We start from the raw sequence: 26,890 nt of genomic DNA on the forward strand, positions 1-26,890 counted from the left end.
TGTCGAATCCGGACTTTAGCAAAGTCGTCAAGAGGGTGCCCGCCACAGCGTCCGATCTATGGGAGTGAGCTTGCTCGCGACTCAACCGCACCCGTCGCGAGCAAGCTCGCTCCCACACTGCCCCGCCTCACCCGGCGCCCCGACAAACCACGCGCGAAAGCCGGCAACTCCTGCGCGGCATGCCCCGCCCCGGATTGTTACCGTTGGATAAGGTTGTTGCCGGCCGTTCGCGGTCGGCTTTCTTAACCTCTTCCACGCATGCCCGTTCCTGATCTCAACGCCGTCAGCGGCTACCTGCTCGCCCTCCAAGACACCATCTGCCAAACGCTCGAACGCGAAGACGATGGCGGGGAGTTCCGCGAGGATCGCTGGTCGCGCCCCGAAGGCGGCGGCGGTCGCTCGCGCGTGCTGGAAAACGGCGCGGTCTTCGAGAAGGCCGGCGTCAATTTTTCGCACGTCGCCGGCAAGTCCCTGCCCGCGTCGGCCACCGCGCATCGCCCCGAGCTGGCCGGCAAGCCGTTCCACGCCATGGGCGTCTCGCTGGTCATTCATCCGCGCAATCCCTACGTGCCCACGAGCCACATGAACGTCCGCTTCTTCTGCGCGGGCAACACCACGGCCCTTGGCACTTCGTCCTTGGCTCCTGCCACTTCCGGCGCATCGACCGATGCGCCGATCTGGTGGTTCGGCGGCGGCTTCGACCTCACGCCTTACTACGGCTTCGAGGAGGACTGCGTGCATTGGCACCGTATGGCGCGCGACGCGTGCTTCCCGCACGGCCCGAATCTGTATCCGCGGTTCAAGAAATGGTGCGACGACTACTTTTTCCTGAAACACCGCAACGAACCGCGCGGCGTGGGCGGCGTGTTCTTCGACGACTTCAACGCGCTCGGCGCGAACGAGAGCTTCGCATTCATGCGCAGCGTCGGCGACGCCTACCTCAAGGCCTACGTGCCGATCGTGCAGCGGCGGAAAGCCACGCCCTACGGCGAGCGCGAGCGCGACTTCCAGCTCTACCGCCGCGGCCGCTACGTGGAGTTCAACCTCGTCTGGGACCGCGGCACGCACTTCGGCCTGCAGAGTGGCGGACGCACCGAGAGCATCCTGATGTCGCTTCCGCCGCTCGTGAGCTGGCGCTACGACTATCAACCACAGCCCGGCTCACCCGAGGCGCGCCTCTACGACGTCTTTCTCAAACCGACTGATTGGGCCAATTTCCACGCATGACCTCCCGCGAACGTTTCCTCTCCGCCGTCAACTGCGAGCCGCTCGACCGCCCCCCCCTCTGGGTGATGCGCCAAGCCGGCCGCTACCTGCCCGAATACCGCGCGCTCAAGGCGAAATCGTCCTTCCTCGAGATGGTGCGCACGCCTGAGCTCGCCGCCGAGGTCACGCTGCAGCCGCTGCGCCGCTTCGCGCTCGATGCCGCGATCATCTTCTCGGACATCCTCGTGATCCCCGAGGCGCTGGGCCAGGGTTACAAGTTCCGCGACGAAGGCGGCATCGCGATGGAGTATCGCCTCGAAAACCGCGCCCAGCTCGACCGCCTCAACACCACCGGCGTCGCCGAACGCCTCGACTACATGGCGCAATCGCTCGCGCTCGTGAAAAAGGAACTGAAGGGCGAGCGCGCGCTGCTCGGCTTCGGCGGCTCGCCGTGGACGCTCGCGACCTACATGGTCGAAGGCGGCAGCTCGGAGGATTTTTCGCGCATCAAGGAGCTGTTCTTCACCGACCGCGCGTTCTTCGATGCGCTGATGGAAAAACTGACCGCGGCCGTGATCGAGTTTTTCCACATGCAAATCCGCGCCGGCGCGGATGCGATCCAGATCTTCGACTCGTGGGGCGGCATCATCGCCGGCCAGGACTACGAAGCTGCCTCGCTCCGCTGGATGCGCCAGATCATCGCCGCGATGCCGCCGGGTTTCCCGGTGATCCTCTACGCGAAAGGCTGCCCGATGCAGCTCACCGACATGGCGTTCTCCGGCGCGAAGGTGCTCGGCGTCGACTGGACCGTCGACCTCGGCGTCGTCCGCCGCCTCGTGCCGAACAACGTCGCGCTGCAAGGCAACCTCGACCCGGTGCTGATGAATACCACGCCCGACATCGTTCGCCGAGAAGCCTCCCGCCTCCTCGAAACCATGCGCGGTCATCACGGTCATATCTTCAACCTCGGCCACGGCATCATGCCGTCCGCGAAGATCGAGTGCATGCAAGCGCTCGTTGATACGGTCACGCAGTGGAAATGAGTTTACCCGCCTCTTCATGAGCACCTCGAACCCGCAGAAATCAGTCGCGATCATCGGTGCCGGCATCGCCGGCCTCACTGCCGCCTACCGGCTGCACGAGCGCGGTTTTCGCGTGAAGGTGTTCGAGCGCTCCGCGCAAGCCGGCGGCTCCATCCGCACGATCCGCGAGGACGGCTGGCTCGCCGAAGCGGGCCCGAACTCCGTCCAATACAGCTCCCCCGAACTCAAGAAACTCGTCGGCGACATCGGTCTCGAGCCGGAACTCCAGATCGCCAATCCGTCGGCCAAGAAGCGCTTCATCGTCCGCGGCGGCAAGTTCGTGCCGGTGCCGATGGGGCCCGGCTCGTTCCTCGCCACGCCGATCTTCGGCTTCCGCACGAAGCTCTCGCTGTTCACCGAGCTCTTCTCGCGCCCGCGCATCCGCAACACCGACGTCAGCCTCGCCGAACTCGTCCGCTCGCACTACACGCAGGAGCTCGTCGACTACGCGGTGAACCCGCTCGTCGCCGGCATCTACGCGGGCGATCCGGAAAAGCTCTCGGTCAAGAACGCCTTCCCCAGCCTCTGGGAAGCCGAGCGCCTCAAGGGTTCGCTCCCGCGCGGCTTCATCGCCGCCGCGAAGGCCAAGCGCCTCGCCAGCGGCGCCCCGAAGAAAAAAGGCGCCGCGCCGCTCGTCTCTTTCCGGCTCGGGCTCCAGCAACTCACCGACATGCTCGTCGCCAAGCTGCCTGCCGGCGCCGTCGAACTGAACACCACCGTCGAAACGATCATTCCCGGCCAACCGCACCGCCTCGTCTGCTCGCGCGGCACCGAGAAATGCGGCGGCGAGTTCGACTACATCGTGCTCGCGGTTCCCGCGCCCGCCCTCGCCCACCTCACCTTCGGCACGCTGGCCGAGCGCCCGCTGGCCACGCTCGACACGATCACGCACCCGCCCGTCTCGTCGCTCTTCCTCGGCTTCAAGCGCGAGGATGTCACCCACCCGCTCGACGGCTTCGGCGGTCTGACGCCGGAAAAGGAACGCCGCGACGTCCTCGGCATTCTGTTTTCGTCGACGCTCTTCCCCGGCCGCGCACCGGAGGGTCACGTCGGCCTCACGGTATTCGCCGGCGGCATGCGCCAGCCCGAGCACGCGCGCCTCCACACCGAGCAGCTCCTCGAGCGTGTCGACCGCGACCTGCGCGAACTGGTCGGCGTGAAGGGCAAACCGGTCTTCGTGAAACACACGTTCTGGCCCCGCGCGATCCCCCAATACCAGATCGGCTACGAGCGCCATTTCGAGACGATGACCGCCCTCGAGAACCGCACGCCCGGCCTCTTCATCGGCGGCCAGTGCCGCGACGGCATCTCGCTCCCGGATTGCTGCAAGAGCGGCGAAAAACTGGCCGCCCGCGTCGCCGAGTTCGCGAGGTGAGGCCGATATCACCGCCGAGCGGTTAGAGAAATCTAACCTGCTCCGCACGGTTTTCTAACGCGCGGCCCGCTATTCTGCGGGCGCATGAAAGCCAACTTCCTCCGCCCGCTTGCATCCACGCTGGCCGCGCTGGCCCTCTCGGCCGCCGCCCAAGCCGCCACCACCCTCGAGAATCTGAACCAGGCATTCGCCGGCGAATCCAACGCCGCGAATCGCTACGCCGCCTTCGCCCAGAAGGCCGACGCCGAAGGCTACCCGCAGGTCGCCACGCTCTTCCGCGCCGCGGCGAAGTCCGAACAGATCCACCGCGAGCGCCACCGCTCCGCGATCAAGAAACTCGGCGGCACCGACGCCGACGCGAAGCTCGACGCCCTCAACGTCGGCACGACCGCTGAAAATCTCCGCGCCGCGATCGCCGGCGAGAGTTACGAGCGCGACACGATGTATCCCGCCTTCATCGCCCAGGCGAAGGCCGACGACGCACGCGCCGCCGTGCGCACGCTGAACGCCGCGATGTCCGCCGAGAAGGAGCACGCGAAACTCTTCCAGCAAGCGCTCGACACCCTCGGCCAGCAGACGACCACCGAATACTACGTTTGCCGCGACTGCGGTTACACCGTCACGCACCGCCCCACCAAGGAATGCCCGGTCTGTCGCGAAGACCCCGACAAATTCCAAAAGATCAACTAACCGCGCGCCCCGCGCCCTTGCCATGCCCTCGCCGCTCCATCCCGCCATCGTTCACTTCCCGATCGTCCTGATCGTTCTCGGAACGCTCGTCACCTTGCCTGCCGCTTTCACGCCGCGTTGGCATCTCCGCTGGATCGCCGCGATCCTCCTCGCACTGGGTGCGGCCGGCGCCGGTGCCGCCCTCGCCACCGGCGAGGAGGACGGCGAGGCCGTCGAGCAGGTGGCCGGCATCGACACCGTGCTCGACCAGCACGAGCAATGGGCCGATCGCACGCTCGGGTTCAGCGTCGTGGCAGGCGTATGCGCGCTGGTCGCCGCCGGCGCCACGACGCACTGGCCCCGCTTCGCGCGCGGCGCGAGCTTGGCGGGCTTGGGGGTGGCGGCGGCCGCGACTTTCGCGGTCGTCCAGACCGGGCACTACGGCGGCCAACTCGTCTATCGCCACGGCGCGGGAGTGAATCTCGCATCCACCACCTCGGGCGGCGAAACCAAGGGCACCGTGCCCGCCCGCGCGAAGCGGCACGATGACGACGACAATTGAGCGGACTTTTGCGCGCAGCTCATGCCGGCCGGTGTCAACGGGTGATGTGTGCGCCCCGCACCGGCCGGCTTCGACGCCGCACTCGCCTTCACCCGCGTCTCCTGGCTAAGTTACCGTATGCGCATCCTGGTCGCCGAAGATGAACCCAAGGTCGCCGCCCACGTGCGGCGCGGCCTCGAGGAGGCCGGCTACGCGGTCGACGCCGCGGCCGACGGCTCCGAGGCGCTCTGGCTCGCGGAGAACCACGACTACGACGCGCTCGTGCTCGACGTCATGATGCCCGGACTGGATGGCATCAGCGTCCTCCGCCAGCTCCGGCACAAAGGCCGCCACGTGCCCGCCATCCTGCTCACGGCGCGGCACGAACTCGAGGACCGCGTCCGCGGACTCGACGCCGGCGCCGACGATTATCTCGCGAAGCCGTTCTCGATGATCGAACTGCTCGCGCGCCTGCGCGCCGTGCTCCGCCGCCAGCGTCCCGAGCCGGTGGACCGCCTGCGCGTCGCCGACCTCGAGCTCGATCTGCGCGCCCGCACGGCGCGTCGCGGCGGCGAGGAGATCCCGCTCACCAACCGCGAGTTCGCCCTGCTGGAGCTGTTGATGCTCTCGTCGCCGAAGCCCGTGAGCAAGACCGCCATCGTCGAGCACGTCTGGGATCAGCACTTCGACTCGGGCACGAACGTCGTGAATGTTTACGTGAAATACCTGCGCGAGAAAATCGACCGACCCGGCCTCGCGCCGTTGATCCAGACCGTGCGCGGCGTCGGCTTCGCCCTGCGGGAGTCCGGCGCATGAAATCGCTGCGCTTGCGCGTCGCCCTTTGGTTCGCGGCGAGCGTCGCTGCGGTGATGCTGGTGTTCGTCGGCGTCACGTTCCTGCATCTCCGCCACGAGTTGCGCGTCGAGAAATGGGAGCGCGCGCAAGGCCGCGACGCCGACTGGTCGCTGCACGGCAGCTACTCCGAATCCGAGATCGCCGACATCGTCGGCGAACTTTGGTCGCTTTCCCTGCTCTACGCGACGCCCGTGCTGCTGCTGGCGATGGCCGCCGGCTACGTGGTCGCGCGCCGGGCGTTCCAGCCGATCGAGGAGATGAATCGCCAGCTCCAGCGCATCGGCGCGAGCAATCTCGGCGCGCGCGTCGACGTGGCGCGCGCTGACCGCGAGATCCGCGCCATCGGCGAGAACATCAACGGCCTGCTGGTGCGCCTCGAAACCTCGTTTCAGCAGCTGTCGGACTTCTCCGCGCAAGTCGCGCATGAGCTGCGCACGCCGCTCACCCTCATGCGCCTGCAGATCGAGGAGGCGGCCGGGCGCATCGAACCCGCGCTCGCCGAATCGATGCAGGAGGAGCTGAAACGTCTTTCCGACTACGTCGACCAGTGCCTGCTCCTCGCGGTCGCTGAGCAGGGCCGGCTGCAAACGCAACCCGCATCCCTGAATCTCCGCGAAGTCGTCGGCGACGTGGTCGAAGCCTACACGCTCCTCGCCCGCGAAGCCGGCCGCGCCATCGAGTGGCAGGCCGTCGACTGTCCGGTGGTGGCCGACCCGCGCTACGTGCGCCAGTTGCTGCACATCCTGCTGAGCAACGCCCTCCGCCATGGCGAAGGCCCGATCGCAGTGCACGTGCGCGCGGATGGACACGGCGCGATTTGCCAAGTGATCAACCGCACGCGTTCCGGCCCCGCTGCGGCCTCCGCCGGCAACGGCATCGGCCTGCGACTCGCGCGCGCCCTCGCGACCGTGCTCGCCGTCGATCTCGCCGCCGGCCCGACGGAAGCAGGCCAATACGCGGCGAGCCTGCGTTTCCGGCCCCCGGCGGCCTGAAAACACCACCCCGGAGCGGCGTTTCCGCGCTCCGATTTCCGCCCTCCGTCAAGGGGCCCGATCCTCCGTTCTGCCCCCTTGACTCCCCTCTGGCCTGGAGTAGCGTCCGGCGCTTTTCCCAGAATGGCCCAAGAACTTAAAGACACACTCCTGCTTCCGAAGACGGATTTCCCCATGCGGGCAAATCTCGTGTCCCGCGAGCCGGAGCGAATTAAGCACTGGGACAAACTCGGCCTCTACGCCCGCATCCAGGCCAAGCGCGCCGACTCCGGGAAGAAATACGTCCTGCACGACGGCCCGCCCTTCACCAACGGCGACGTCCACATCGGCACCGCGCTGAACAAGTCGCTCAAGGATTTCGTCAACCGCTACAAGTCCATGCGCGGCTTCGCGACGCCCTACGTGCCGGGCTGGGACTGCCACGGCCTGCCGATCGAGCAGAAGGTCAGCCGCGAAATCCAGGAGCAGAAGCTCAACCTCACCACCGCCGAGCTGCGCGCGAAGTGCGACGCGTTTTCCGAGAGCTGGATCGCGAAGCAGACCGCGCAATTCAAGCGCGTCGGCGTCCTCGCCGACTGGGCCAGCCAATACAAGACGAAGGCGCCCGCCTACGAGGCCGACATCCTGCGCACGTTCGCCGCGTTCGTGGAGCAAGGCCTCGTCTACCGCTCCAAGAAACCCGTTTACTGGTCGATCCCCTTCGAGACCGCGCTCGCCGAAGCCGAGATCGAATACAAGGACCACGTCTCTCCCTCGATCTGGGTGAAGTTCGCCGTCCCCGCCGATCAGGCCGCGAAGTTCGGCCTGCCGACCGACAAGCCACTCTTCGTCGTCATCTGGACGACCACGCCGTGGACGATTCCCGCCAATCTCGCGATCGCGGTGCACCCGGAGGTCGATTACGTCGTCGCCGACCTCGGCGCAGAGCGCATCGTCGTCGCCGAGGCGTTGCTCGGCTCCGTCGCGACTGCGGCCAAGCTCGAAGCTCAGCCGACGGTCATGAAGACCGTCAAGGGCGCGACGCTCGAGCATCTCGCGCCGCGCCACCCGTTCATCGACCGCGCTTCGCCTGTCGTGCTCGCCGACTACGTCACGACCGACAGCGGCACCGGCTGCGTGCACACCGCGCCCGGCCACGGCGCGGAGGACTATCTCACCGGCCTCAAATACAAGCTCGAGATCTACTGCCCCGTCGGCGACGACGGCCGCTATGTCGACGACGGCAAGGTGCCCGCCGACATGGTTGGCCTCACGACGCTCGAGAGCGTCGAAGACCTCGCCGCCAAGAAGACCTCGCCCGCCAACATCGCCGTGTTGAAGAAACTCGACGCTGCCGGCGCGCTCCTCGCGAAGCAGCGTTACGAGCACCAATACCCGCATTGCTGGCGCTCGAAGACCCCGATCGTTTTCCGCGCCGTCGACCAGTGGTTCGTCTCGCTCGATGTTGCCCGCAGTGCCCCTGTAGCCGGGGTCGCCGACCCCGGCCCGGCCTCAGCGAGGCCGGCTACATCAACCCCGCGTCAGGTCGCGCTCGGCGAAATCACGAAGATCGCCGAGGCTCAGGGCTGGATTCCCGCCTGGGGCGAAGCGCGCATTCGCGGCGCCGTCGAATCGCGTCCGGATTGGTGCATCAGCCGCCAGCGCTCGTGGGGCGTCCCGATCATCGCCTTCTACGGCCCGAACAAACAGGCCTACATCGACGGCGGCGTCATCCGCGCCGTCGCCGACAAGATCGCCACCCAAGGCACCAACTTCTGGTATGCCGCCCCCGCCGCCGAGATCCTCGCCGGCGTGACGCTGCCCGCCGGCTGGCCGAGCGCCGACCAACTCACCTGCGGTCGCGACACCCTCGACGTCTGGATCGACTCCGGCTCGTCGCACGTGTTCATGCGCGATTTCATGGCGCGCACGTTCGGCCAGGACCGCCAAGCCACGCCCGCCGACCTCTACCTCGAAGGCAGCGACCAGCACCGCGGTTGGTTCCAATCGTCACTCTGGACGAGCGTCATCGCCTACGGCGCCGCGCCCTACAAGGCCGTCCTGACGCACGGCTTCATCGTCGACAAGAACCGCCAGAAAATCTCCAAGAGTTCGACCTACCAGAAGCCGCAGACCGCCGAAGCCTACATCAAGGACCACGGCGCGGACGTCATCCGCCTCTGGATCGCCTCGCAGGATTTTCGCGACGACATCCCGGTCGACGAGGAAATCCTCAAGCACGTCGGCGAGGCGTATCGCCTTTTCCGCAATACCTTCCGCTTCCAGCTCTCGAACCTGTTCGATTTCGACGCGACGCAGCACGCCGTGCCCTACGCGCAACTCGACGCGCTCGACCGCTGGGCGTTGCACCAGACCGCGAAGCTCCTCGCCGAGTGCACCGCCGCCTACGACGCGTTCGAGTTCCACCGCGTCTACCAGCTCTGCAACCAGTTCTGCTCGGTCACGCTGTCCGCGACCTATCACGACATCCTGAAGGACCGCCTCTACACGCTCGGCGCCAAGCACCCGCTCCGCCGCTCGTCGCAGACCGCGATCCACGCGATCTTCACCACGCTCGTGAAGATCCTCGCGCCCGTCCTGACCTTCACCGCCGACGAAGCCTGGAGCTTCGCCACCACCGGCAAGGAATACGCCGACGACTCGATCCATTTGCAGGACTGGCCGACCGCCCCCGCCGAGTGGACCGACGCCGCGCTCGACGCCGACTTCGCCACGCTGCTCAAGCTCCGCGCCAAGGTCACCGAGTCGCTCGAGCCGCTCCGCCAAGCCGGCAACATCGGCAAATCGCTCGATGCGACGCTCAGCTTCTCCGGCGCGCCAGACACCGCGGAGATGGTTGCACTCGCGAAGCATCACGGTTTCCTGCCGGAGTTCTTCATCGTTTCGTCCGTCGCCTTGGAACCAAAGCTCGGCGCGGCGCTCGAAATCAAATCGCTCAACGCCCGCGAAGCCGGCCTCCACCGCTGCCCGCGCTGCTGGCGCTGGGTCCCGGCCCTCGCCCATTCCCCGCACGGAGAGATTTGCCCTCGGTGCGCCGACGCACTTAATTCCTGACCCCCGAACTCCCCATGGCCAAGAAGCACCCCGCCAAAAAGCTTGTGAAGAAAGCGACTCCCACGAAATCCGCCAAGCCGGCGAAAACTCTCCCGGCCAAGAAAACTCCCGCGCCCACCAAGATCGCGGCCAAGCCCGCCGCGGCCAAGCCCGAGCCTTCCAAATCCGCTCCGGCCACCGCGCCCAAGGCTAAAGGCGCGATGAGCGCGGCCGATTTGAAGCGCATGATTCTCGAGCGGAAATCCGCGGGCCCCGCTAAATCCATTTCCTTCTCGCTCGATGAGGTTCGCGAGATCGCGAAGAAAAACGAGTCGACCGTCACCTCGACCGAGAAGACGACCAAGACCGCAAAGACCGTCGGTGGCAAAGCCGCCGACGCCCACGCGAAGCAGGACAAGCCGCACAAGCCGAACCACGTGAAGCCGGCCTCGCTCGCCGACATCCTCGGTTTCGCCCCCGGCAAGAAGTCGCACAAGCCCGTCATCGTCCACGAGGACGAGGTCCCGGAAAAATTCCGCCGCTACTACAAGATGCTCACCGAACTCCGCTCCCACGTGATGGAGAAGCTCGGCGAGCACACCGAGGACACGCTGATGAAGTCCTCCAAGGACGACTCCGGCGACCTCTCCGGCTACGGCCAGCACATGGCCGATGCGGGCACCGACACCTTCGACCGCGACTTCGCCCTCTCGCTCGTCTCGAGCGAACAGGAGGCCCTCTCCGAGATCGAAGCCGCCATCAAGCGCATCCACGACGGCACCTACGGCATCTGCGAATCCACCCAGAAGCCCATCGCCAAGGAGCGCCTGCTCGCCGTGCCCTTCACCCGCTATTCCGCCGAGGCCCAGAAGGACGTCGAACGCCACTCGCACCGCTCCCAGCAGCGCGGCGGCCTCTTCGGCGACGCCGGCGATGAAGAAGGCGGCGGCAAAGTGTCCGACGACGACGGCGGCGGCGACGAGTAAGCGCCGCCCACGGTCCATCGCCCCGTTTGAACACCGGCCCGGCCAGCTCCGGTTCTGTTTCCGTCCCCCCCGCATCCCGGACGCCGTCCGAACGCGTCCGGGCTTATCGGCGCCTGTGGCTCGTCGCGTTCGGCGTCTACGTGCTCGACCAGCTGACCAAGCTCGCGATCGAGGCCCGCCTGCCTTACCCGACCTACGGCCCGCCCGCGCACATCCCGATCGTCGACGGATTCTTCAACCTCGTGCACGTTGGCAACACCGGCGCGGCGTGGAGCATCCTGAGCGGCCGCGGCCACTGGCTCGGCCTGCTCGCCGTCGCGACGCTGATCGCGATCTATTTCTGGCGCCACACGCTCGGCCTGCGCAACGGCGTCGTCCAACTTTGCTTCGGCGGACTCATCGGCGGCACCGTGGGCAACCTGACGGACCGCATCCGCGTGGGCCACGTCGTCGACTTCCTCGACTTCCATTTCGGCAGCTACATCTACCCGTCGTTCAACGTCGCCGACATGGGCATCGTGTGCGGCGTGTTCGGCTACATCCTGTGGTCCCTCCGCCAGCCGGCGGAGCCGGTTGGCAAGTAGCAGGTGACAAATTCCAAGTAACAAGGTCCCGAACGTCGGCCGTGGCGGGGATCGCAGGTTCTTGTTACTTGTCCCTTGATCCTTCCCACTTCGTGGAGTGAGCGAAGCTCACTCGACATTCGCCATCTGCTCGCGCACGCGCTCGAGCTCGTTCTTGCACTCGATCACGCGCTGGCCGATCTGGAGGTCGTTCGCCTTGCTGCCGATGGTGTGAATCTCGCGGCCGATCTCCTGGATGATAAACTCGGCCTTGCGCCCCACTTCGCCCTCGGAGCGCAGCAATTCCCGCAGTTGTCCGAAGTGGCTCCGTAGCCGCGTAATTTCCTCCGTCACGTCGCAACGGTCGGCGAACAGCGCCACTTCCTTGAGCACGCGCTCGTCGCTGACGTCCAATTCGAGTCCCGCCGCGCGCAGGCGCTGCATCAGCTGCTCACGGTAGGCCGGTGCCACGTGTGGCGTGCGCTGCGCGATCGCTTCGACGTGGGTGTGCAGCTTTTCGATCCGCCCGAGAAAATCCACCAACAGCGCCTCGCCTTCCTTTGCGCGCATCGCTCCGAGCCCGCGCAACGCCGCCAACAGCGCTTGCTCCACTGCCGGCCACGCCTGCTCCACCGCGCCGAGTTTTCCGCCGCCGCCCTGCGAGCTGGCGATTTCCCAGAGCAGCTCCGCCGTCGGCTCGAACGGCACGCCCCGCGCCTGCGCGAGCGAGCGCAGCCGGTCGAGCGTCTCCGCGACCGCCTCTTCGTCCCATTCCGCCTCCGTTCCGCCCGTGACCTCCACGACAACGTGAACCTTGCCGCGCACGACCACTTTGCGGACGGCCTCAGCCACTGCCGCTTCCATTGCGTCCCACGCGTCCGGCAGCGCCATCGTGAGATCGAGTCCGCGACGGTTGACCGAGTTCACCTGCACGGTGATCGCATGGGAGCCAAACTGGGCGGATCCGCGGCCGAAGCCGGTCATGGAGTTCATGTGAGGAAAAGTCCAAACTCCAAACGGCCAAACGCCAAAGCTAAAGTCAGCGCATCGCGCATCATTCCAGTCTCTTGACGATTGTCGTCAAAATGAGCTTCAGCTCGTGCGCTTCTTGGATCAACGCCGCTCGAGTTTCGTCGAGGGAGCGATTGTCAGCCGTATTAACCAAACGCAGCCGCAACCGGCACTCTTTCGCCTCCTTCCTGGCGATGCGGAAACGCATCACACGGTCCTTCGCACCCAGCGATTCGTTGGCCTCGATGCAATTGGCGGCCACTGAACCCGACGCGCGAACCAGCTGCCTCACGTCCTCGATATTTCCGATCGTTCGCGGCAAAGCGCGAATGAAACGCCTCACGTCAGCTGCGAACTTTTCTGTCCTTTCCTCCAGATCGTGAGGCTTGTCGGGCACGATTTGGAATTTGGACGTTTGGCGTTTGGGATTTCAACCCAGCATTCGCTGCACTTGCTGCACATCCTTGTCCCCGCGCCCGCTGAGATTCACCACCAGCACCTGATCCTGGCGCATTTCCTTCGCTCGCTTCACGGCGTAGACGAGCGCGTGCGTCGATTCGAGCGCCGGAATGATGCCCTCGAGCCGTGAGCACAGCTGGAACGTCGCGAGCACCTCGTCGTCGGTCGCGTAGGCGAATTGGATGCGGTTCAGGTCGCGATAAAACGCGTGCTCCGGCCCGATGGCCGCGTAGTCGAGCCCCGCGCTCACCGAGTGAGTCAGCTCGATCTGGCCGTCCTCGTTCTGGAGAATGTAGGTCTTGCCGCCCTGCAACACACCGAGCCGGCCGCCCTCGAAACGCGCCGCGTGCTCGCCCTTTTTGATGCCGCGACCGCCGGCCTCGACGCCCGTCAGCGTGACCGCTGCATCGTCGAGGAATTCGAAGAACGCGCCGATCGCGTTCGAGCCGCCGCCTACGCACGCAACGATCTCATCCGGCAAACGACCTTCGCGCGCGAGAATCTGCTCCTTGAGTTCGAGGCCGATCACGCGGTGAAAATCGCGCACCATCATCGGATACGGGTGCGAACCGAGCGCCGAGCCGAGGATGTAGTGCGTGTTGCGCACGTTGGTCACCCAGTCGCGCATCGCCTCGTTGACAGCGTCCTTGAGCGTCTTCTGGCCCGACTCGACGGCAACGACCTTGGCGTCCATCAGGCGCATACGGAAAACGTTTAGCGCCTGTCGCTCCATGTCGACCGCGCCCATGTAGACCGTGCAATCGAGTCCGAACTTCGCGCACACCGCGGCCGTCGCCACGCCGTGCTGGCCCGCGCCGGTCTCGGCGATGATGCGCTTCTTGCCCATGCGGAGCGCGAGCAAGGCCTGGCCGAGCGCGTTGTTGATCTTGTGCGCGCCGGTGTGGAGCAGGTCCTCGCGCTTGAAATAGATTTTCGCGCCGCCGCAGTGCTGCGTGAGACGCTCGGCGAAATACAGCTCGGTCGGGCGTCCGGCGAATTCCTTCAGGTGCCGCTTCAGATCGGCCTCGAACGTCGGGTCCTTCCGCGCCGCCGCGTAGGCCGCGGTCAGTTCCTCGAGCGCGGTCATCAGCGTCTCGGGCACGTAGACGCCGCCGTAGACACCGAAATGGCCCGACGAGTCGGGCTGTTGGAAGCGTTTTTCGGACGTGGCGGCGGGAGCGGACATCGGGCCCAACGGGTAGGCCCGGAGCAGGCAAACGCAAACGCCTTTTCCCGACATGCCACGAAAGCCCCGCTGTCTCAGGACGCCGGCGCGGAAGCCGGTTTTTGCTCCCGCGGCTCGAGGCGCGAATAGAGCGAAAGGATCACTTCGCGCGGCAAACTCAAGGTGTTGACGAGACGCACCGGCGACGCGGTGGCCAGCATCGAGCGACTGGAGAAATCCACGGCCTTGATCGGCGGATAGCGGACGCCGAGCGGCTGGCGGCCCCGAGTTTGCCAGCGCGCCGCCGCGTCCGGCGCGCCGCACACGAGTCCGCACACCCAAAGACCCGAGGCCGGCGCGCTCGCCTCCAAGGCCGGGTCGCGCGCGATGCGGCTCACCAGCGCCCGATAGGCGGTCGCGTTCGGATGACGGATCAGCACGCCGGCAACTCGATCGATGCGCTGGGCCGTGAGCGGTTGCCGCAACACGTCCGCGAACGCGCCCTGCGCGACCGCAACGTCGCCCTCCGCCTGCGCCACGACGAACTGCATCAGCGACCGCTCGTGCGGCCCGATCCGCGCCGCATAGAAATCGAGCACGGTCTGCGCCTCCCGCGTCGCGCCGAGATCGGCCAATCGCTCCACCTGGTAGGTGGCGTAGAACGGATGCAACGGCCCGCCTCGCGGTTGAGCCCAGCGCTGGAGCACGCGCGCGCCGTGGCGCAGGCCGATCTCGCCTTGGAGCAGCGTCTGCGCCGGCTCGGAGAGGCGCGGCAGCAACGTCCGCGTTGCCTGCAAAAAATCGCCCAACTCCACCGGCGGCAGCGCGCGAACCGCGAGCAGTGCGGAGCGCACCCAAATCGCTTCCTGCGCTTTGTCTTCCACCGCCATTTCCAAACTGAAAACGGCGAGCCGCGGCATGCGATCCACGCCGAGCAGAGTGTCGTGGTAGGCGATGGCCGTCCGGGCCGCTTCGTGCGGCACGCGTCGGCGCAGTTGCTCGAAACCCGCGTCAGCGGCGAAGAAACTGCCCTGGAACATCCCAATCTGCGCAAGCAGCAGGGACGCGGTGTAATTGTTCGCGTCGCGTTCGACCGCGGTCGACAGCGCCAGCTGCGATTCGGCCAGGCGTCCGTCCAGAAACGCGCGGACGGCGCGCTCGAGCAGTTCTTCGGATTGAACGCGCCGAATCTCGGCCCACTTACCCGGCCACGCCACCTGCACAAACCGCACGGGCACGTGGCCCACCACGCGCAACGCCGCAAATCCCGCGAGCGCCGCCGCGAGGTAACCGACGATCAGAAACGCCAGCACGCCTGCAACCACGCGGCCCCAGAACGGCCGCACTTGCGCGGCGGGCACCGAGCAAACCCAGCCCTCGTCGGTTCCGAACAGCAAGGGGCACACGCGGCGGAAGCGCTCCGGCTCGTGCCATCCGAGGACGGCGTCGCATGCGACCATCTTGCCGCGCCCGAGGTCGCTCTCGTTCTGGCACGGGCAACGGCCGCGGCGGCCGCGCAGCACGTAGGCGGTTTTGCGCGTGTTCCAATAGAACGCCGCCCCGACCAATCGCGCGCCATCGGCCAGCCAGCGGGAAATGCGTCGCAGCATGCTGCGCAACTCAGGGCGTGCGCGCAGTCTGCCGGCGCCGACGATAGGCGATCGCGCCGCCGGCCAGCAGTAGAACCCCGAGCTGCGCGTAGGTCGCGGGTTCCGGCACGCGGCCGAACGCGTTCATCGCCGGCGTGATCGCGCCGAGGTCCGCCCACGTCATCTGGTTCTCCGCCGAGCCGTTCGTCAGCGCGGATTTGCTCGCGCCGAAGAGGTCCTGATTGAGCGCGTTCAGCTGCGTCGAGGTATAGGAGATGAACGAAATCATCGTGTTGTCGGTCATCGTCAGCGCGGTGGTGCCCGCCTTGCGGTAGGCGTTGATGCCGTTTTGAAAATCCTGGTAGCTGATCGCGAACGTGAGCCACGCGTCGGCGGTGCCGCCGAAGTTCGCCGTGTCGTTCGCCTGCTGGAGATCGTAGGTGACATTCAACTGCAAGGCCACAGCGGTGGTCTGCGCCGTGTCGATCGTCCAGGTCGTGGTGCTGGGGCCGGTGTTCGCGCCCGCTCCGGGCGTGCCGAAGTAGATCGTGCGCGTGCGGTTGTTCACATTGCCCGAGCCTTCGGACATGACCATGATCACGTCGATGGCACCGTCCTGCCCGAGCGAGCCATCGGCCTTGTAGAGATCCAGCCCGAGCCCGACGTTGCCGCCATTGCCGCCGAACTTGTCGGCGCCCGCGAAGTCATCGAAGCGAAACCGCCACGCGAGATAACTGCCGGTTTTCCCAGTGATCGTGCCGGCATTCTGCAACATGCCGTAGTAGGTCGAGTCTCCCACGAAATCGTCGGTGTGCTGGCCCGTTTGCTGGTCGTTCTGAATGTCAGACATGACAGCGCCAGTGCCGGTCTTCCACGCGTTCCAACCCGTGTTGTTGTTCTGGGTCACGACAACTTGCGCCCGTGCGCCGATCGCGGCGACGGCCACCAACACGCCGAGAATCACGGCGCGGACTGTGCGGTGAGCGGCGTGGTTGTGACTCATCCCGCAGCATCAGTGGCAGGTTTTCTCCCCACTTGAGAACCAAGCAGGTGCACATGGCCACTAGGCCCTAGCGACTAGGGCCTGCTCCGCTTCACGCGCGGTGACGAATCGTGAGCAGGGTGAAATCGTCCCGCGGTTCGCCGCGACTGAAACTGCTGACGGCCTTCATGATCGCCGTGTTCACGGCCGCCGCGGGCTGGTCGCGGTTGGCGCGCACCACGTCGGCGAGCCGGGCGTTGCCGAACTCGCGCCCGTCGTCGTTCGGCGCCTCGGTCAAACCGTCGGTGAACAGCACCAGCGTGCCGCCGACGCTGAAACTCACCTCACGGTCGACGATCGCGCCATCGAACACCTCGCCATCCACCAACCCGAGCGGCATGCCCTCGGAGCCGAGGAATTCGTGAGAAAATTCCGAGCCGACGGTTCGCGCCAGCAAAGGCAACTCGTGCCCGGCCCGGGCGAAGACCACCTGCGAACGTGCAGCGTCGATGATCGCGTAGGTCATCGTCACATACATGCCCGCACGGATGTCGGACGACAGTCCGCGATTCAAATCGCGCAGCGCCGCCGCGGGCGATGCGTGCCGGGGCGCGACCGCGCGCAGCTGGGTGCGGCAGATCGCCATGAGCAACGAAGCCGAGATGCCCTTGCCCGAGACGTCCGCCACCGCGACGCCGAGCCGGCCGCCCTCGAGCGGGAACACGTCGTAGAAATCGCCGCCGACCTTCTGCGCGGCCATGTAGCGCGCGTCGATCTCGAGGCCGGGCATGAGCGGCATCTCGCGCGGCAGGAGCATCTGCTGCACGTCACTCGCGAGCGTGAGGTCGAGATCGATGCGCTGTTTCTCGACTTGGAGCGCGACGAAGTCGGCGTTGTGCACCGCGAGACCCGCCTGCTCGGCGAGCGTTTCGACGAGCGAATAATCGGTGCCGGTGAACGGCAGGCCGTCGGCCGCGTTGCATACGCAGAGCACGCCGATGAGTTTTTCGCGCACCATGATCGGCGCAGCGATGACGGAACGGACAACGAGCGCGGGATCGTCGTGCTTCACGATGCGCGGATCGCCCGGCGCGTTGACGACGAGTTCGCCGCGGCCGGTCGCCGCGACGCGGCCCACGATGCCCTCGCCCACCGGGAACGATTCGGAGCGCAGCACCTGCTCGATGAATTTCGCGCGCGAGCCCATCTGCATGCGCTGCGTATCGCCGATCGGACGGTGCGGCGGGAACAGTCCCTCGACCGCCACGCCGCGCATCATGTCGTCCGCGCCCTTCTCGAAGATGCACGCGCTGAGCGCCCCGGTGCTGAGCATCGAGGCGTGCACGATGCGCTGGAAAAGTTCGTCACGCGAAAGGCGCTCGCCCACCGCGTCGACCATCGTGTGCATGTAGTCGAGGACGATTTGCCGCTCCTCGAGCAGCGACGTCTTTTCCTCTTCAACTCGCGCCGCCTGACGCTTCGCCCGCCAGTAGAAGGCGTAGACGAGAATGGCACCGGCCATCGCGCCAAGGAGGAACAGCATCATGGTCCGAACAAATTGAAACTCCGTCGGCGCAAAGCCCAGCCGATTTCGACGACCGGCGGCGACCACCTGCGGCCTCCGGGCGCAGGAGCGCGAACAACCTGCGCGACCAACTCCGACTTAAAGAAGCCGGACGGCCGAATCAGCGGCCGGTTTCCACCCGGCTGCGCAGAAAGGCGAGCACGTCCTGGAACTTGGCCGCGTTGGCCGAATCGGCGCTGACGAGATTCTCGTGCGCTTCGAGGACGAGCTTGGCGCTCTCGATCTCGTTCTTCTTGGCTTCGGTCAGCGCCTGCGACGTCGAGCCGTCGAAGGAGAGATTCGCGGCGCCGGAGTCGACCGTGGCGAGGCGGTGCAGGCCGAGGTTGCGGATGAGTTCGAGGTTGCGCTCGCCGACGCGCACGAGCGTGAGGCTGCCCGGCGGATTGAGTTTCCGCATCTGCAGCGCGGCGCCCGCGAGGACGCCGAGGAAGGTGCTGTCCATGCTCGTGCACGCCTGAAAATCGAGCGCGAAGCGGGTCTTCCCCTGCTTCACCATCTCGTTGAAGAAATCCTTCAGGCAGCCGCTGTTCGTGAACGCCGCGCGTCCGTCGATGCGAACGAGCACCGGGTCCGAGTAGGCGTTGACGAGGAAGACGGGTTTGGCGGTTTCGGGCATGGGTGAAAGGTAGGGCGAATCCTCTGGATGAGCCGCGGCTCGTCGAGGACGACTCGCCCTACCGTTTTCAGAGTCAGTTCTTCGACACGATTTGGCGAAGCACGTAGGGCAAAATGCCGCCGTGCTGGTAGTAATCGATCTCGATCGGCGTATCGATGCGGCACGCGACGACGACGTCCTGCACCGAGCCGTCCTGGCGCGTGATGCGGAGCGTGAGGTCCTGCTGCGGCTTCACGGCTGGGCTGAGGCCGACGACGTCGTAGGTCTCGGTGCCGTCGAGCCTCAGGGTCTGCGCGGTGACGCCTTCCTTGAACTGCAGGGGCAACACACCCATGCCGACGAGGTTGGAGCGGTGAATGCGCTCGAAGCTTTGCGCGACGACGACCTTCACGCCGAGGAGGTTCGTGCCCTTGGCCGCCCAGTCGCGGGAAGAGCCGGTGCCGTATTCCTGGCCGGCGATGACGATCAGCGGCGTGCCCTTGGCCTGGTAGGCCATCGAGGCGTCGTAGATGGACGTCTCGACGCCGTCGGGCCCGAGCGTGTTGCCGCCTTCCTTGCCGCCGAGCATCAGGTTCTTGATGCGGACGTTGGCGAAGGTGCCGCGGACCATGATGCGATCGTTGCCGCGGCGGGAGCCGTAGGAGTTGAAGTCCTCGAATGTGACGCCGTTCTCGAGGAGGAACTTGCCGGCGGGCGAGGTCTTCTTGATCGCGCCGGCGGGCGAGATGTGATCGGTCGTCACGGAGTCGCCGAAGATGCCGAGCGCGCGGGCGCCGCGGATTTCCTTGATCGTGCCGGGCGACATCGAAAAGTCCGCGAAGAACGGCGGCTCCTGGATGTAGGTCGAGTTCGGTTCGAACGAGTAGACGTTGCCCGTGGTCGACGGGATTTCGTTCCACTTCGGGTTCTGCGCGGCGAAGTCGGTGTAGAGCTTGCGGAACACCTCGGGCTTCAGCGCGGCCTGCATCTGATCGCGAACGTCCTGGATCGTGGGCCAGATGTCCTTGAGGAACACGTCGGCGCCATCCTTGCCCTTGCCGATCGGGTCCTTGGACATGTCGATGTCGGCGCGGCCGGCGAGCGCGAAGGCGACGACGAGCGGCGGCGACATGAGGAAGTTGGCCTTGATGTTCTGGTGGACGCGGGCCTCGAAGTTGCGGTTGCCCGAGAGCACGGAGGCGGCGACGAAATCGTTCTTCACGACGACTTCCTCGATCGCGGGATGCAGCGGGCCGGAGTTGCCGATGCAGGTCGTGCAGCCGTAGCCGACGGTCTGGAAACCGAGCTGGTCAAGATATGGCGTGAGGCCGGTCTTGTTCAGGTAATCGGTCACGACGCGCGAGCCGGGGGCGAGCGAGGACTTCACGAGCGGGTTGGGCTTCAGGCCCTTCTCGACGGCCTTCTTCGCGAGAAGACCGGCCGCGAGCATGACGCTCGGGTTGGAAGTGTTAGTGCAGCTCGTGATCGCGGCGATGAGCACGGAACCGTGCCCAAGCTTGCCCGTGGCGGCGTCGGCGGTGACGTCGACGCGCTTGCCGAACTCGTCGGGCGCTTTGCCAAAACCATTTTCCGTGACCGGCTTTGAGAACGCCGTGACGAAGTTCTCCTTCAGCTTGCCGAGTTCGATGCGGTCCTGCGGGCGCTTCGGGCCGGCGACGCTCGGGACGACGGTCGAGAGGTCGAGCTCGACGACTTGCGAGTAATCGATCTGGCCCTTCTGCGGAATGCCCCAGAGGCCCTGCGCCTTGTAGTAAGCTTCGTAGGTGGCGACGTGCTTTTCGTCTCGGCCGGTGGCGCGGAGATAGTTCGAGCACTCGGCGTCGATCGGGAAGAAGCCCATCGTCGCGCCGTATTCGGGCGCCATGTTGGCGATCGTCGCGCGGTCGACCACCGGCAGCGCGGCGGCGCCGGGGCCGAAGAATTCGACGAATTTGCCGACGACCTTCGTCTTGCGCATGAGCTGCGTGACGGTGAGCGCGAGGTCAGTGGCGGTGACGCCTTCGCGGAGTGCGCCGGTGAGGTGCACGCCGACGACGTCGGGCGTGAGGAAATAGACCGGCTGGCCGAGCATGCCCGCCTCGGCCTCGATACCGCCGACGCCCCAGCCCACGATGCCGATGCCGTTGATCATCGTCGTGTGCGAGTCGGTGCCGACGAGCGTGTCGGGATAATAGACGTCACCCGCGTTGAGCACGCCCTTGGCGAGATACTCCAAGTTGACCTGGTGCACGATGCCGATGCCCGGGGGCACGACCTTGAACGTGTCGAACGCCTGCATGCCCCACTTGAGGAACTGATAGCGCTCGCGGTTGCGCGAGAACTCGAGGTCGAGGTTCTGTTGCAGTGCGCTGGCCGAGCCGGCGAAGTCGACCTGCACGGAGTGGTCGACGACAAGGTCGACCGGCACGAGCGGCTCGATGATCTTCGGGTTCTTACCCATCTTCGCGACGGCGGAGCGCATCGCCGCGAGGTCGACGAGCAGCGGCACGCCGGTGAAGTCCTGCAACACGATGCGCGCGACGACGAACGGGATCTCAGCGGTGCGGGCGGCGTTGGGCTGCCAGGTCGCGAGCTCCTTGATGTTCGATTCGAGCACGCGCTTGCCGTCGCAATTACGCAGCACGGCCTCGAGCACGAGGCGGATGCTGACCGGGAGGCGCGAGACGTTGAAACCGGCTTGCTCGAGCGCGGGCAGCGAGTAGAACTTCTTGCCGCCTTCGAAGGACTGCAGGGTGTTGAAGGGATTCGGGAGGGACATGGTGGAGAGGAAGTAGGAAGTAACAGGTAACAAGTATCAGGACAGAGCCAGTGCCGAAAAATTTGTTGGCACTTGGCCCTTGATACCGGGCACTTCGCGCGCCTCAGCGCGCGAGCGCGGCCTTGACCTTGTCGAAGCTCGGGAGGTCTTTCGGCGTCGGGGTCTGCTCGGAGTATTTGATCACGCCGTCCTGGCCGATGACGAAAGCCGCGCGCGCCGCGGTGTCGCCGACACCGGCGAGGTTCGGGAACACGACGTCGTAGGCCTTCGTGGTCGTCTTGTTCAGGTCGGAGAGCAGCGTGACGGTGATCTTGTTGGCCTTGGCCCAAGCCTCGTGGGTGAACGGGCTGTCGACGCTGATGCCGTAGACCGCCGCGCCGAGATCGGCGTAGCCGGAGAGGCCGTTCGAGATGTCGCACATCTCCGCCGTGCAGACGCCGGTGTAGGCCAGCGGGAAGAACAGCAGCACGACCTGCTGCTTGCCGAAGTGGTCGCTGAGCTTGATGTCTTTGAGACCGTCCGCGGTCTTGGTCTTCAGGGTGAAATCCGGGGCTTTGGTGCCGACTGCGAGAGCCATGATGGGTGTGGGTTGTGTGGGTTCGTGGGAGCGGGCGCCGGGAGGCAAACCCGCAGCGAAAGAAGGGCCAAAGTAGAGCCCCGCTCAAGCGCGCGGCAACCCCCTTTTCGCGATATGAGTCGCCTTACTTTTTTCGCGGCCCACGTCATTAGCTGACGTCGCGCGAAGACCGGCCGAGCCACGAACGTCCCCCCGCAATCGCATTTCCTGCACAGCCAATAAATGCGGAGGTTCCGCCGTTGCGACTCCACGAGCCACCGAGCAGCATCTCCGTTCGGGGGGATCACAATCGATCGTTGGCGTGCGCTATGGAAAATTCGATTCAGCCGCATTCGGCTCCCAAACTTATTGTCGGTGTTGGTGCTTCCGCTGGTGGCCTCCGGGCTTTGGAAGCTCTCTTTCACGAGATGCCAGCCGACACCGGCTGCAGCTTCGTCGTCGTGCAGCACCTTTCGCCGGATTTCCGCAGTCTCATGGACGATCTGCTCAGTCGCCAGACGGCGATCAAGATCCGCCATGCCGAGCACGACATGCCGCTCGAAGCCGACACGATCTATCTCAACCCGCCGAAAAAACTCACGCATCTCGTCGGCGGGCGCCTGCAACTCACCGATCGCGCCGCCGAGCGCGCCTTTGAGCAGCCGATCAACACCTTCCTCGAATCCGCAGCCGAATCCTTCGGGCCCTGCGCCGTCGCGATCATACTCTCCGGCACCGGCACCGACGGCACTGAAGGCGCGCGGTCCGTCAGCGCCGCCGGCGGTCTCGTGATCGTCCAGGAGCCGACCACGGCCGAGTTCGACGGCATGCCCGTGAGCGCGCTGCAAACGCGCTGCGCGGACTACGTGCTCGCGCCCGCGGCCATGCCCGCGGCGGTCGCCGCGTTCGCACGCGATCCTGCATCCCGCCCGTGCCTGAATGGATCGGACGGCGCGGTCCCCGCCGAAACAGGCCAGCACATCCACGAATTCGCCCCGACGTTCCGCCTCCTGAAGGAGCGCTACGGCCTCGATTTCTCCCTCTACAAAATCGCCACGGTCCAGCGTCGCATCGTCCGTCGCGCCGCCCTGTCGGGCAATCCCGACGCCGGCTCGTTCATGAAGACCCTCGAGTCCGATCCGGCGGAACTCGACCGTCTCTACCGGGATTTGCTCATCGGGGTCACCGAGTTTTTCCGCGATCCTGCCGCATTCGCCGCGCTGCGCCGGTTGGTCTACGAACCGTTGCTGCGCGCCCGCCACGAGAACGAGATTCGCGTTTGGGTGGCGGGCTGCGCCACCGGCGAGGAGGCCTACTCGCACGCCATCCTCCTCGCCGAGGTCGCGCGCGACTGCGATTTCCAGGGCCGCATCGCGATCTTCGCGACCGACGCCCATCGCTCGTCGCTCGAGTTCGCCTCCGCCGGTTGCTACAGCGCCGATCGCCTCGTCGGTCTCACCGACGCGATGCGCGAACGCTACTTCCACGCCGAGCGCGACGGCACCTTCCGCGTCGCCGCGGAAATCCGGCAGCGCGTCGTCTTCGCGCCGCACAACCTGCTCAGCGATCCGCCGTTCACGAAGATGCACGTCGTGAGCTGCCGCAACCTTCTCATCTACCTCACGCCCACCGCACAGGAACGGGCGATCTCCCTGCTCCACTACGCGCTGCGCCGCGGCGGCGTGATGATGCTCGGCTTGAGCGAGGGCGTGGGCCGCTTTGCCCCGAATTTCGATGTGCTCGACGGCAAGGAAAAGCTCTTCCGCAAGATTCGCGACGCTCACCTCCCCAGCCAGCTGCGCACCTCCGTCTCCCCGCGCGTCGAGCCCACCCGGTCCGCGACGGGCAACGGCTTTTCTCCCGCGGCGTCGCTGCCGCGCGGCCTGCTCCACGCCTACGATCAACTCCTCGCGCGCCACCTGCCCCCGGGCTTCATCATCCACCCCGACGGCGGCATCCTCCACTACATCGGCGACAGCGCCCGCTTCCTCGACCCGCAACACGGCCTCGCCTCCGACAACATCCTCGCGCGCACCCACGGCGACCTGCGCCTCGCCCTCTCGACGCTCCTCCCCACGGTTCAACGGCAACTTTCCGCCCAGCAAAGTCGGAGCGTTCGCGTCGATCGCGCCGACGCCGATTCCGTCTTGCTCGACATCGTCGTCACGCCGCTCTCCGAGGAACGTTCCGGCGCGCTGCTGCTGCACGTCGCCCTGACTCCCGTCGCCGCACCCGCGCGCCCCGCCGAGGCCACCGCCAACGGCACCGCGCCCATCGACTTCTCCCACGACGCCGAGCAAGCCCGCCGCATCGCCGACCTCGAGCAGGAACTCGTCACCACCAAGGACAGCCTGCAATCCACCGTCGAAGAGTTGCAGGCCACCAACGAGGAACTCCAGGCCGCCAACGAGGAGATGCTCGCCGCCAACGAGGAACTCCAATCGACCAACGAGGAACTCCACTCCGTCAACGAAGAGCTCTACACGGTGAACGCCGAGTTCGAGCGCAAGAACACCGAGCTCAACCAGACCGTCGCCGACCTCGACAATCTCCTCGGCGCCACCGATGCCGGCACGCTCTTCCTCGACCGCGACCTCCGCATCCGCCGTTTCAATCCCGCCATCCAGGCCACCTTCAACCTCCTCCCACAGGACCTCGGCCGCTCCATCGAGCATATCGCGTATCACCTCTCCAATCAGACCCAGATGATCGAGGAGGCCCGCCGCGTCATCGAGACCGGCCAGCCCTCCGAAGCCGAGGAACGCACGCGCGACGGCCGCTACCTTCTCCGCCGCATCCTTCCCTTCCACGGCAACGCCCGCGCCATCGAGGGAGTCGTCCTCACCTTCACCCGCATCGATCTCATCAAGGAGATGCAGACCAAGCTCGACCTCGCGATGGCCTCCGCCCGCCTCGTCTGGTGGGAATGGGATCTCCAGACCGACCGCCTTCTCACCCACGCCAGCAACTGGTGCATCCTCGGCTACTCCATCGACTCCCTCACGCCCACCTCCGCCACCTGGTTCAAACTCACCCACCCCGACGACCTCGACAACGTCCGCCAGTCCATCGAGGACGCTCTCGCCGGCAAAACCGTCGACTGGGAATGCGAGCACCGCCTCCTCGCGCAGGATAAAACCTGGCGTTGGGTCCTCAACAAAGGCCGCATCATCAAGCGCACCCCCGACGGCCGCCCGCTCCAACTCATCGGCACCACGCAGGACATCCATCACCGCAAAGTCGCCGAGTTCCACCTCCGCCAACTCAGCCAAGCCATCGAGCAGGCCGACGCCGGCGTCATGGTCACCGAGGCCGACGGCACCATCGAGTTCGTCAACACCGCCTTCCTCCGCACCAGCGGCTACGAAGCCGCGGACGTCATCGGCCGCAACCCGCGCTTCCTCAACTCCGGTCATCACCCGCCGGAATTCTTCGCCCAACTCTGGGCCACGATCAGCCGCGGCGACGTCTGGCGCGGCGAGATCGTCAACAAGCGACGCGACGGCGACCTCTTCACCGAACGCGTCTCCATCACGCCCCTGCGCCAGCGCGACGGCCGCATCACGCACTTCGTCGCCGTCCTCGACGATATCACCGCGCTCAAGGTCTCCGACGACGCCCGCCGCCGCCTCGAAACCCAGCTCCTCCAATCCCAGAAAATGGAGACGCTCGGCACCCTCGCCGGCGGCATCGCGCACGACTTCAACAACCTCCTCACCGGCATCCTCGGCTACGCCAGCCTCGCCCGCGGCGAAGTGCCGCCCGGCAGCGCCGCCCTCACGCACATCGACGCCGTCGACATCGCCGCCCGCCGCGCCGCCGATCTCGTCCACCGCATCCTCGCGTTCAGCCGCCACCACGCGCCCACGCAGGTGCCGATCGTCGCCGCCAAATACGTCCGCGAGCTCGCGCTGATGCTCCGCCCCAGCCTCCCGGCCACCATCGAACTCGTCATCAACGACCAATCCGAAGACGCGTCCGTCATCATCGACCCGGTGCAATTCGAGCAGGTCGTCATGAACCTCTGCACCAACGCCGCCCAAGCCATCGGCACGCGACAAAGCGCCATCCGCCTCGACCTCACCGTCGTTCGCCTCGACGAGCCGCAGCAATTCGACGTCGGCTCCCTCGCCGCCGGCCGTTACCTCCGGCTCACCATCGCCGACAACGGCCCCGGCATCCCACCCGAAGTCCTCCCGCGCATCTTCGATCCCTTCTTCACCACCAAGGATCCCCAGCGCGGCACCGGCCTCGGCCTCGCCATCGTCCAAAACATCGTCACCGCCCAAGGCGGCGCCGTCGCCGTCCAATCCACCCTCGGTGTCGGCACCGTCTTCTCCGTCTACCTGCCGCTGCTCGGCGTCACGGAGCGACCGGCCGCCCTGCCGCCCCTCGGGTCACGCGCCCCATCCTTGAACAGCGCTTCGCCGGTCGGTCCCACCGCCCGACTCGACGGCGTCACCGTCTTCGTCGTCGACGACGAGCAGTTCGTCGCCGACCTCACCAAGCTCACGCTCGAGACCGCCGGCGCGAAAGTCACCGCGTTCTATCGCCCCGAAGACTGCTTCGCCGCGCTCACCGCCAATCCCGCCGCCGCGCAACTCCTCGTCACCGACCAGATCATGCCCGGCATCTCCGGCTCCGAGCTCATCGCCCAGCTCCGCGCGAAAGGTTGCACCGTGCCCGCGCTGCTCGTTTCCGGCTACTCCCGCGGCGCCAACGTCCCCAAGCTTCAAGCGTTCGGTTCCTGCCGCTTCCTCACGAAACCCTTCGAACGGAAAACCCTCCTCGCCGAACTCACCGCGCTCCTCGCCACCGCGTCCCAGCGGGCCGACCAGACCAACGACACCTGATCGGCACCCTCCGC

General features: G+C 66.2%; 20 protein-coding genes. 11 read left to right on the forward strand and 9 right to left on the reverse strand.

Translation table 11 applies throughout. The features are described 5' to 3' along the window. Window positions 1–258: 258 nt before the first annotated feature. From hemF to lspA, 10 genes are all read left to right on the forward strand, one after another. Window positions 259–1,227, forward strand: coding sequence for an oxygen-dependent coproporphyrinogen oxidase (hemF, locus tag HZA32_01635; protein MBI5422757.1), 969 nt, complete (start codon window positions 259–261; stop codon window positions 1,225–1,227). Further along, entirely contained in the window at window positions 1,224–2,249 is a 1,026-nt protein-coding gene (gene hemE, locus HZA32_01640) for a uroporphyrinogen decarboxylase (GenBank protein ID MBI5422758.1), read from the forward strand. The genes hemF and hemE overlap by 4 nt, the downstream gene beginning before the upstream one ends. Before the next feature lie 16 nt (window positions 2,250–2,265). Continuing rightward, window positions 2,266–3,663 (forward strand): protoporphyrinogen oxidase, encoded by a 1,398-nt coding sequence (gene hemG / locus HZA32_01645; protein ID MBI5422759.1) that lies wholly within the window; start codon window positions 2,266–2,268, stop codon window positions 3,661–3,663. An 84-nt stretch (window positions 3,664–3,747) separates the two neighbouring features. Then, a complete protein-coding gene (locus tag HZA32_01650) occupies window positions 3,748–4,353 on the forward strand; it encodes a rubrerythrin family protein (protein MBI5422760.1) in 606 nt (201 codons plus the stop codon). Window positions 4,354–4,375: 22 nt separating this feature from the next. Further along, complete coding sequence (locus tag HZA32_01655) at window positions 4,376–4,894, forward strand: hypothetical protein (GenBank protein MBI5422761.1); 519 nt, start codon at window positions 4,376–4,378, stop codon at window positions 4,892–4,894. A gap of 117 nt (window positions 4,895–5,011) precedes the next feature. Continuing rightward, window positions 5,012–5,689, forward strand: coding sequence for a response regulator transcription factor (locus HZA32_01660; GenBank protein ID MBI5422762.1), 678 nt, complete (start codon window positions 5,012–5,014; stop codon window positions 5,687–5,689). Beyond that, a complete protein-coding gene (locus HZA32_01665; GenBank protein MBI5422763.1) occupies window positions 5,686–6,720 on the forward strand; it encodes a HAMP domain-containing protein in 1,035 nt (344 codons plus the stop codon). Before HZA32_01660 ends, HZA32_01665 begins: the two co-directional genes overlap by 4 nt. Window positions 6,721–6,843: 123 nt before the next feature. Beyond that, window positions 6,844–9,774 (forward strand): isoleucine--tRNA ligase, encoded by a 2,931-nt coding sequence (ileS, locus tag HZA32_01670; GenBank protein ID MBI5422764.1) that lies wholly within the window; start codon window positions 6,844–6,846, stop codon window positions 9,772–9,774. 14 nt (window positions 9,775–9,788) lie between these two features. Further along, window positions 9,789–10,739, forward strand: a complete 951-nt coding sequence (locus HZA32_01675) for a TraR/DksA C4-type zinc finger protein (protein ID MBI5422765.1) — start codon at window positions 9,789–9,791, stop codon at window positions 10,737–10,739. A gap of 26 nt (window positions 10,740–10,765) precedes the next feature. Then, window positions 10,766–11,323, forward strand: a complete 558-nt coding sequence (gene lspA, locus HZA32_01680) for a signal peptidase II (GenBank protein MBI5422766.1) — start codon at window positions 10,766–10,768, stop codon at window positions 11,321–11,323. A 108-nt stretch (window positions 11,324–11,431) separates the two neighbouring features. Here the strand turns inward: lspA and HZA32_01685 are convergent, their stop codons facing one another. From HZA32_01685 to HZA32_01725, 9 genes are all read right to left on the reverse strand, one after another. After that, window positions 11,432–12,295 (reverse strand): YicC family protein, encoded by an 864-nt coding sequence (locus tag HZA32_01685; GenBank protein MBI5422767.1) that lies wholly within the window; start codon window positions 12,293–12,295, stop codon window positions 11,432–11,434. Window positions 12,296–12,356: 61 nt separating this feature from the next. Continuing rightward, window positions 12,357–12,710, reverse strand: coding sequence for a four helix bundle protein (locus HZA32_01690; protein MBI5422768.1), 354 nt, complete (start codon window positions 12,708–12,710; stop codon window positions 12,357–12,359). 33 nt (window positions 12,711–12,743) lie between these two features. Continuing rightward, window positions 12,744–13,958 carry a tryptophan synthase subunit beta gene (gene trpB / locus HZA32_01695; GenBank protein MBI5422769.1) on the reverse strand — a complete coding sequence of 405 codons (1,215 nt, stop codon included), beginning with the start codon at window positions 13,956–13,958 and terminating at the stop codon, window positions 12,744–12,746. A 74-nt stretch (window positions 13,959–14,032) separates the two neighbouring features. Then, window positions 14,033–15,547 (reverse strand): hypothetical protein, encoded by a 1,515-nt coding sequence (locus HZA32_01700; GenBank protein ID MBI5422770.1) that lies wholly within the window; start codon window positions 15,545–15,547, stop codon window positions 14,033–14,035. Between the two features lie 10 nt (window positions 15,548–15,557). Then, on the reverse strand, window positions 15,558–16,529 hold the full coding sequence (locus HZA32_01705) for a PEP-CTERM sorting domain-containing protein (protein ID MBI5422771.1): 972 nt from the start codon (window positions 16,527–16,529) through the stop codon (window positions 15,558–15,560). Window positions 16,530–16,620: 91 nt separating this feature from the next. Continuing rightward, window positions 16,621–18,051, reverse strand: a complete 1,431-nt coding sequence (locus tag HZA32_01710) for a SpoIIE family protein phosphatase (GenBank protein MBI5422772.1) — start codon at window positions 18,049–18,051, stop codon at window positions 16,621–16,623. A 142-nt stretch (window positions 18,052–18,193) separates the two neighbouring features. Then, complete coding sequence (locus HZA32_01715; GenBank protein MBI5422773.1) at window positions 18,194–18,709, reverse strand: STAS domain-containing protein; 516 nt, start codon at window positions 18,707–18,709, stop codon at window positions 18,194–18,196. Between the two features lie 73 nt (window positions 18,710–18,782). After that, entirely contained in the window at window positions 18,783–21,467 is a 2,685-nt protein-coding gene (acnA, locus tag HZA32_01720; protein MBI5422774.1) for an aconitate hydratase AcnA, read from the reverse strand. A gap of 103 nt (window positions 21,468–21,570) precedes the next feature. Then, the gene (locus HZA32_01725) at window positions 21,571–22,044 is read right to left on the reverse strand and encodes a redoxin domain-containing protein (GenBank protein ID MBI5422775.1); all 474 of its coding nucleotides are present in this window, start codon (window positions 22,042–22,044) and stop codon (window positions 21,571–21,573) included. A 386-nt stretch (window positions 22,045–22,430) separates the two neighbouring features. Here HZA32_01725 and HZA32_01730 point away from each other — a divergent pair, with 386 nt between their 5' ends. Next, the gene (locus HZA32_01730) at window positions 22,431–26,876 is read left to right on the forward strand and encodes a PAS domain S-box protein (protein ID MBI5422776.1); all 4,446 of its coding nucleotides are present in this window, start codon (window positions 22,431–22,433) and stop codon (window positions 26,874–26,876) included. Window positions 26,877–26,890: the final 14 nt, after the last annotated feature.

This window comes from Opitutia bacterium, from assembly GCA_016217545.1.
GTDB lineage: Bacteria > Verrucomicrobiota > Verrucomicrobiia > Opitutales > Opitutaceae > Didemnitutus.

Coding starts and splice junctions, on each gene's coding strand:
- HZA32_01675 (MBI5422765.1), top strand. CDS start 9,789: ATGGCCAAGAAGCACCCCGCCAAAAAGCTTGTGAAGAAAGCGACTCCC.
- hemF (MBI5422757.1), top strand. CDS start 259: ATGCCCGTTCCTGATCTCAACGCCGTCAGCGGCTACCTGCTCGCCCTC.
- acnA (MBI5422774.1), bottom strand. CDS start 21,467: ATGTCCCTCCCGAATCCCTTCAACACCCTGCAGTCCTTCGAAGGCGGC.
- HZA32_01700 (MBI5422770.1), bottom strand. CDS start 15,547: ATGCTGCGACGCATTTCCCGCTGGCTGGCCGATGGCGCGCGATTGGTC.
- HZA32_01655 (MBI5422761.1), top strand. CDS start 4,376: ATGCCCTCGCCGCTCCATCCCGCCATCGTTCACTTCCCGATCGTCCTG.
- HZA32_01665 (MBI5422763.1), top strand. CDS start 5,686: ATGAAATCGCTGCGCTTGCGCGTCGCCCTTTGGTTCGCGGCGAGCGTC.
- HZA32_01660 (MBI5422762.1), top strand. CDS start 5,012: ATGCGCATCCTGGTCGCCGAAGATGAACCCAAGGTCGCCGCCCACGTG.
- HZA32_01710 (MBI5422772.1), bottom strand. CDS start 18,051: ATGCTGTTCCTCCTTGGCGCGATGGCCGGTGCCATTCTCGTCTACGCC.
- HZA32_01685 (MBI5422767.1), bottom strand. CDS start 12,295: ATGAACTCCATGACCGGCTTCGGCCGCGGATCCGCCCAGTTTGGCTCC.
- HZA32_01705 (MBI5422771.1), bottom strand. CDS start 16,529: ATGAGTCACAACCACGCCGCTCACCGCACAGTCCGCGCCGTGATTCTC.
- trpB (MBI5422769.1), bottom strand. CDS start 13,958: ATGTCCGCTCCCGCCGCCACGTCCGAAAAACGCTTCCAACAGCCCGAC.
- HZA32_01715 (MBI5422773.1), bottom strand. CDS start 18,709: ATGCCCGAAACCGCCAAACCCGTCTTCCTCGTCAACGCCTACTCGGAC.
- hemE (MBI5422758.1), top strand. CDS start 1,224: ATGACCTCCCGCGAACGTTTCCTCTCCGCCGTCAACTGCGAGCCGCTC.
- hemG (MBI5422759.1), top strand. CDS start 2,266: ATGAGCACCTCGAACCCGCAGAAATCAGTCGCGATCATCGGTGCCGGC.
- HZA32_01725 (MBI5422775.1), bottom strand. CDS start 22,044: ATGGCTCTCGCAGTCGGCACCAAAGCCCCGGATTTCACCCTGAAGACC.
- HZA32_01650 (MBI5422760.1), top strand. CDS start 3,748: ATGAAAGCCAACTTCCTCCGCCCGCTTGCATCCACGCTGGCCGCGCTG.
- ileS (MBI5422764.1), top strand. CDS start 6,844: ATGGCCCAAGAACTTAAAGACACACTCCTGCTTCCGAAGACGGATTTC.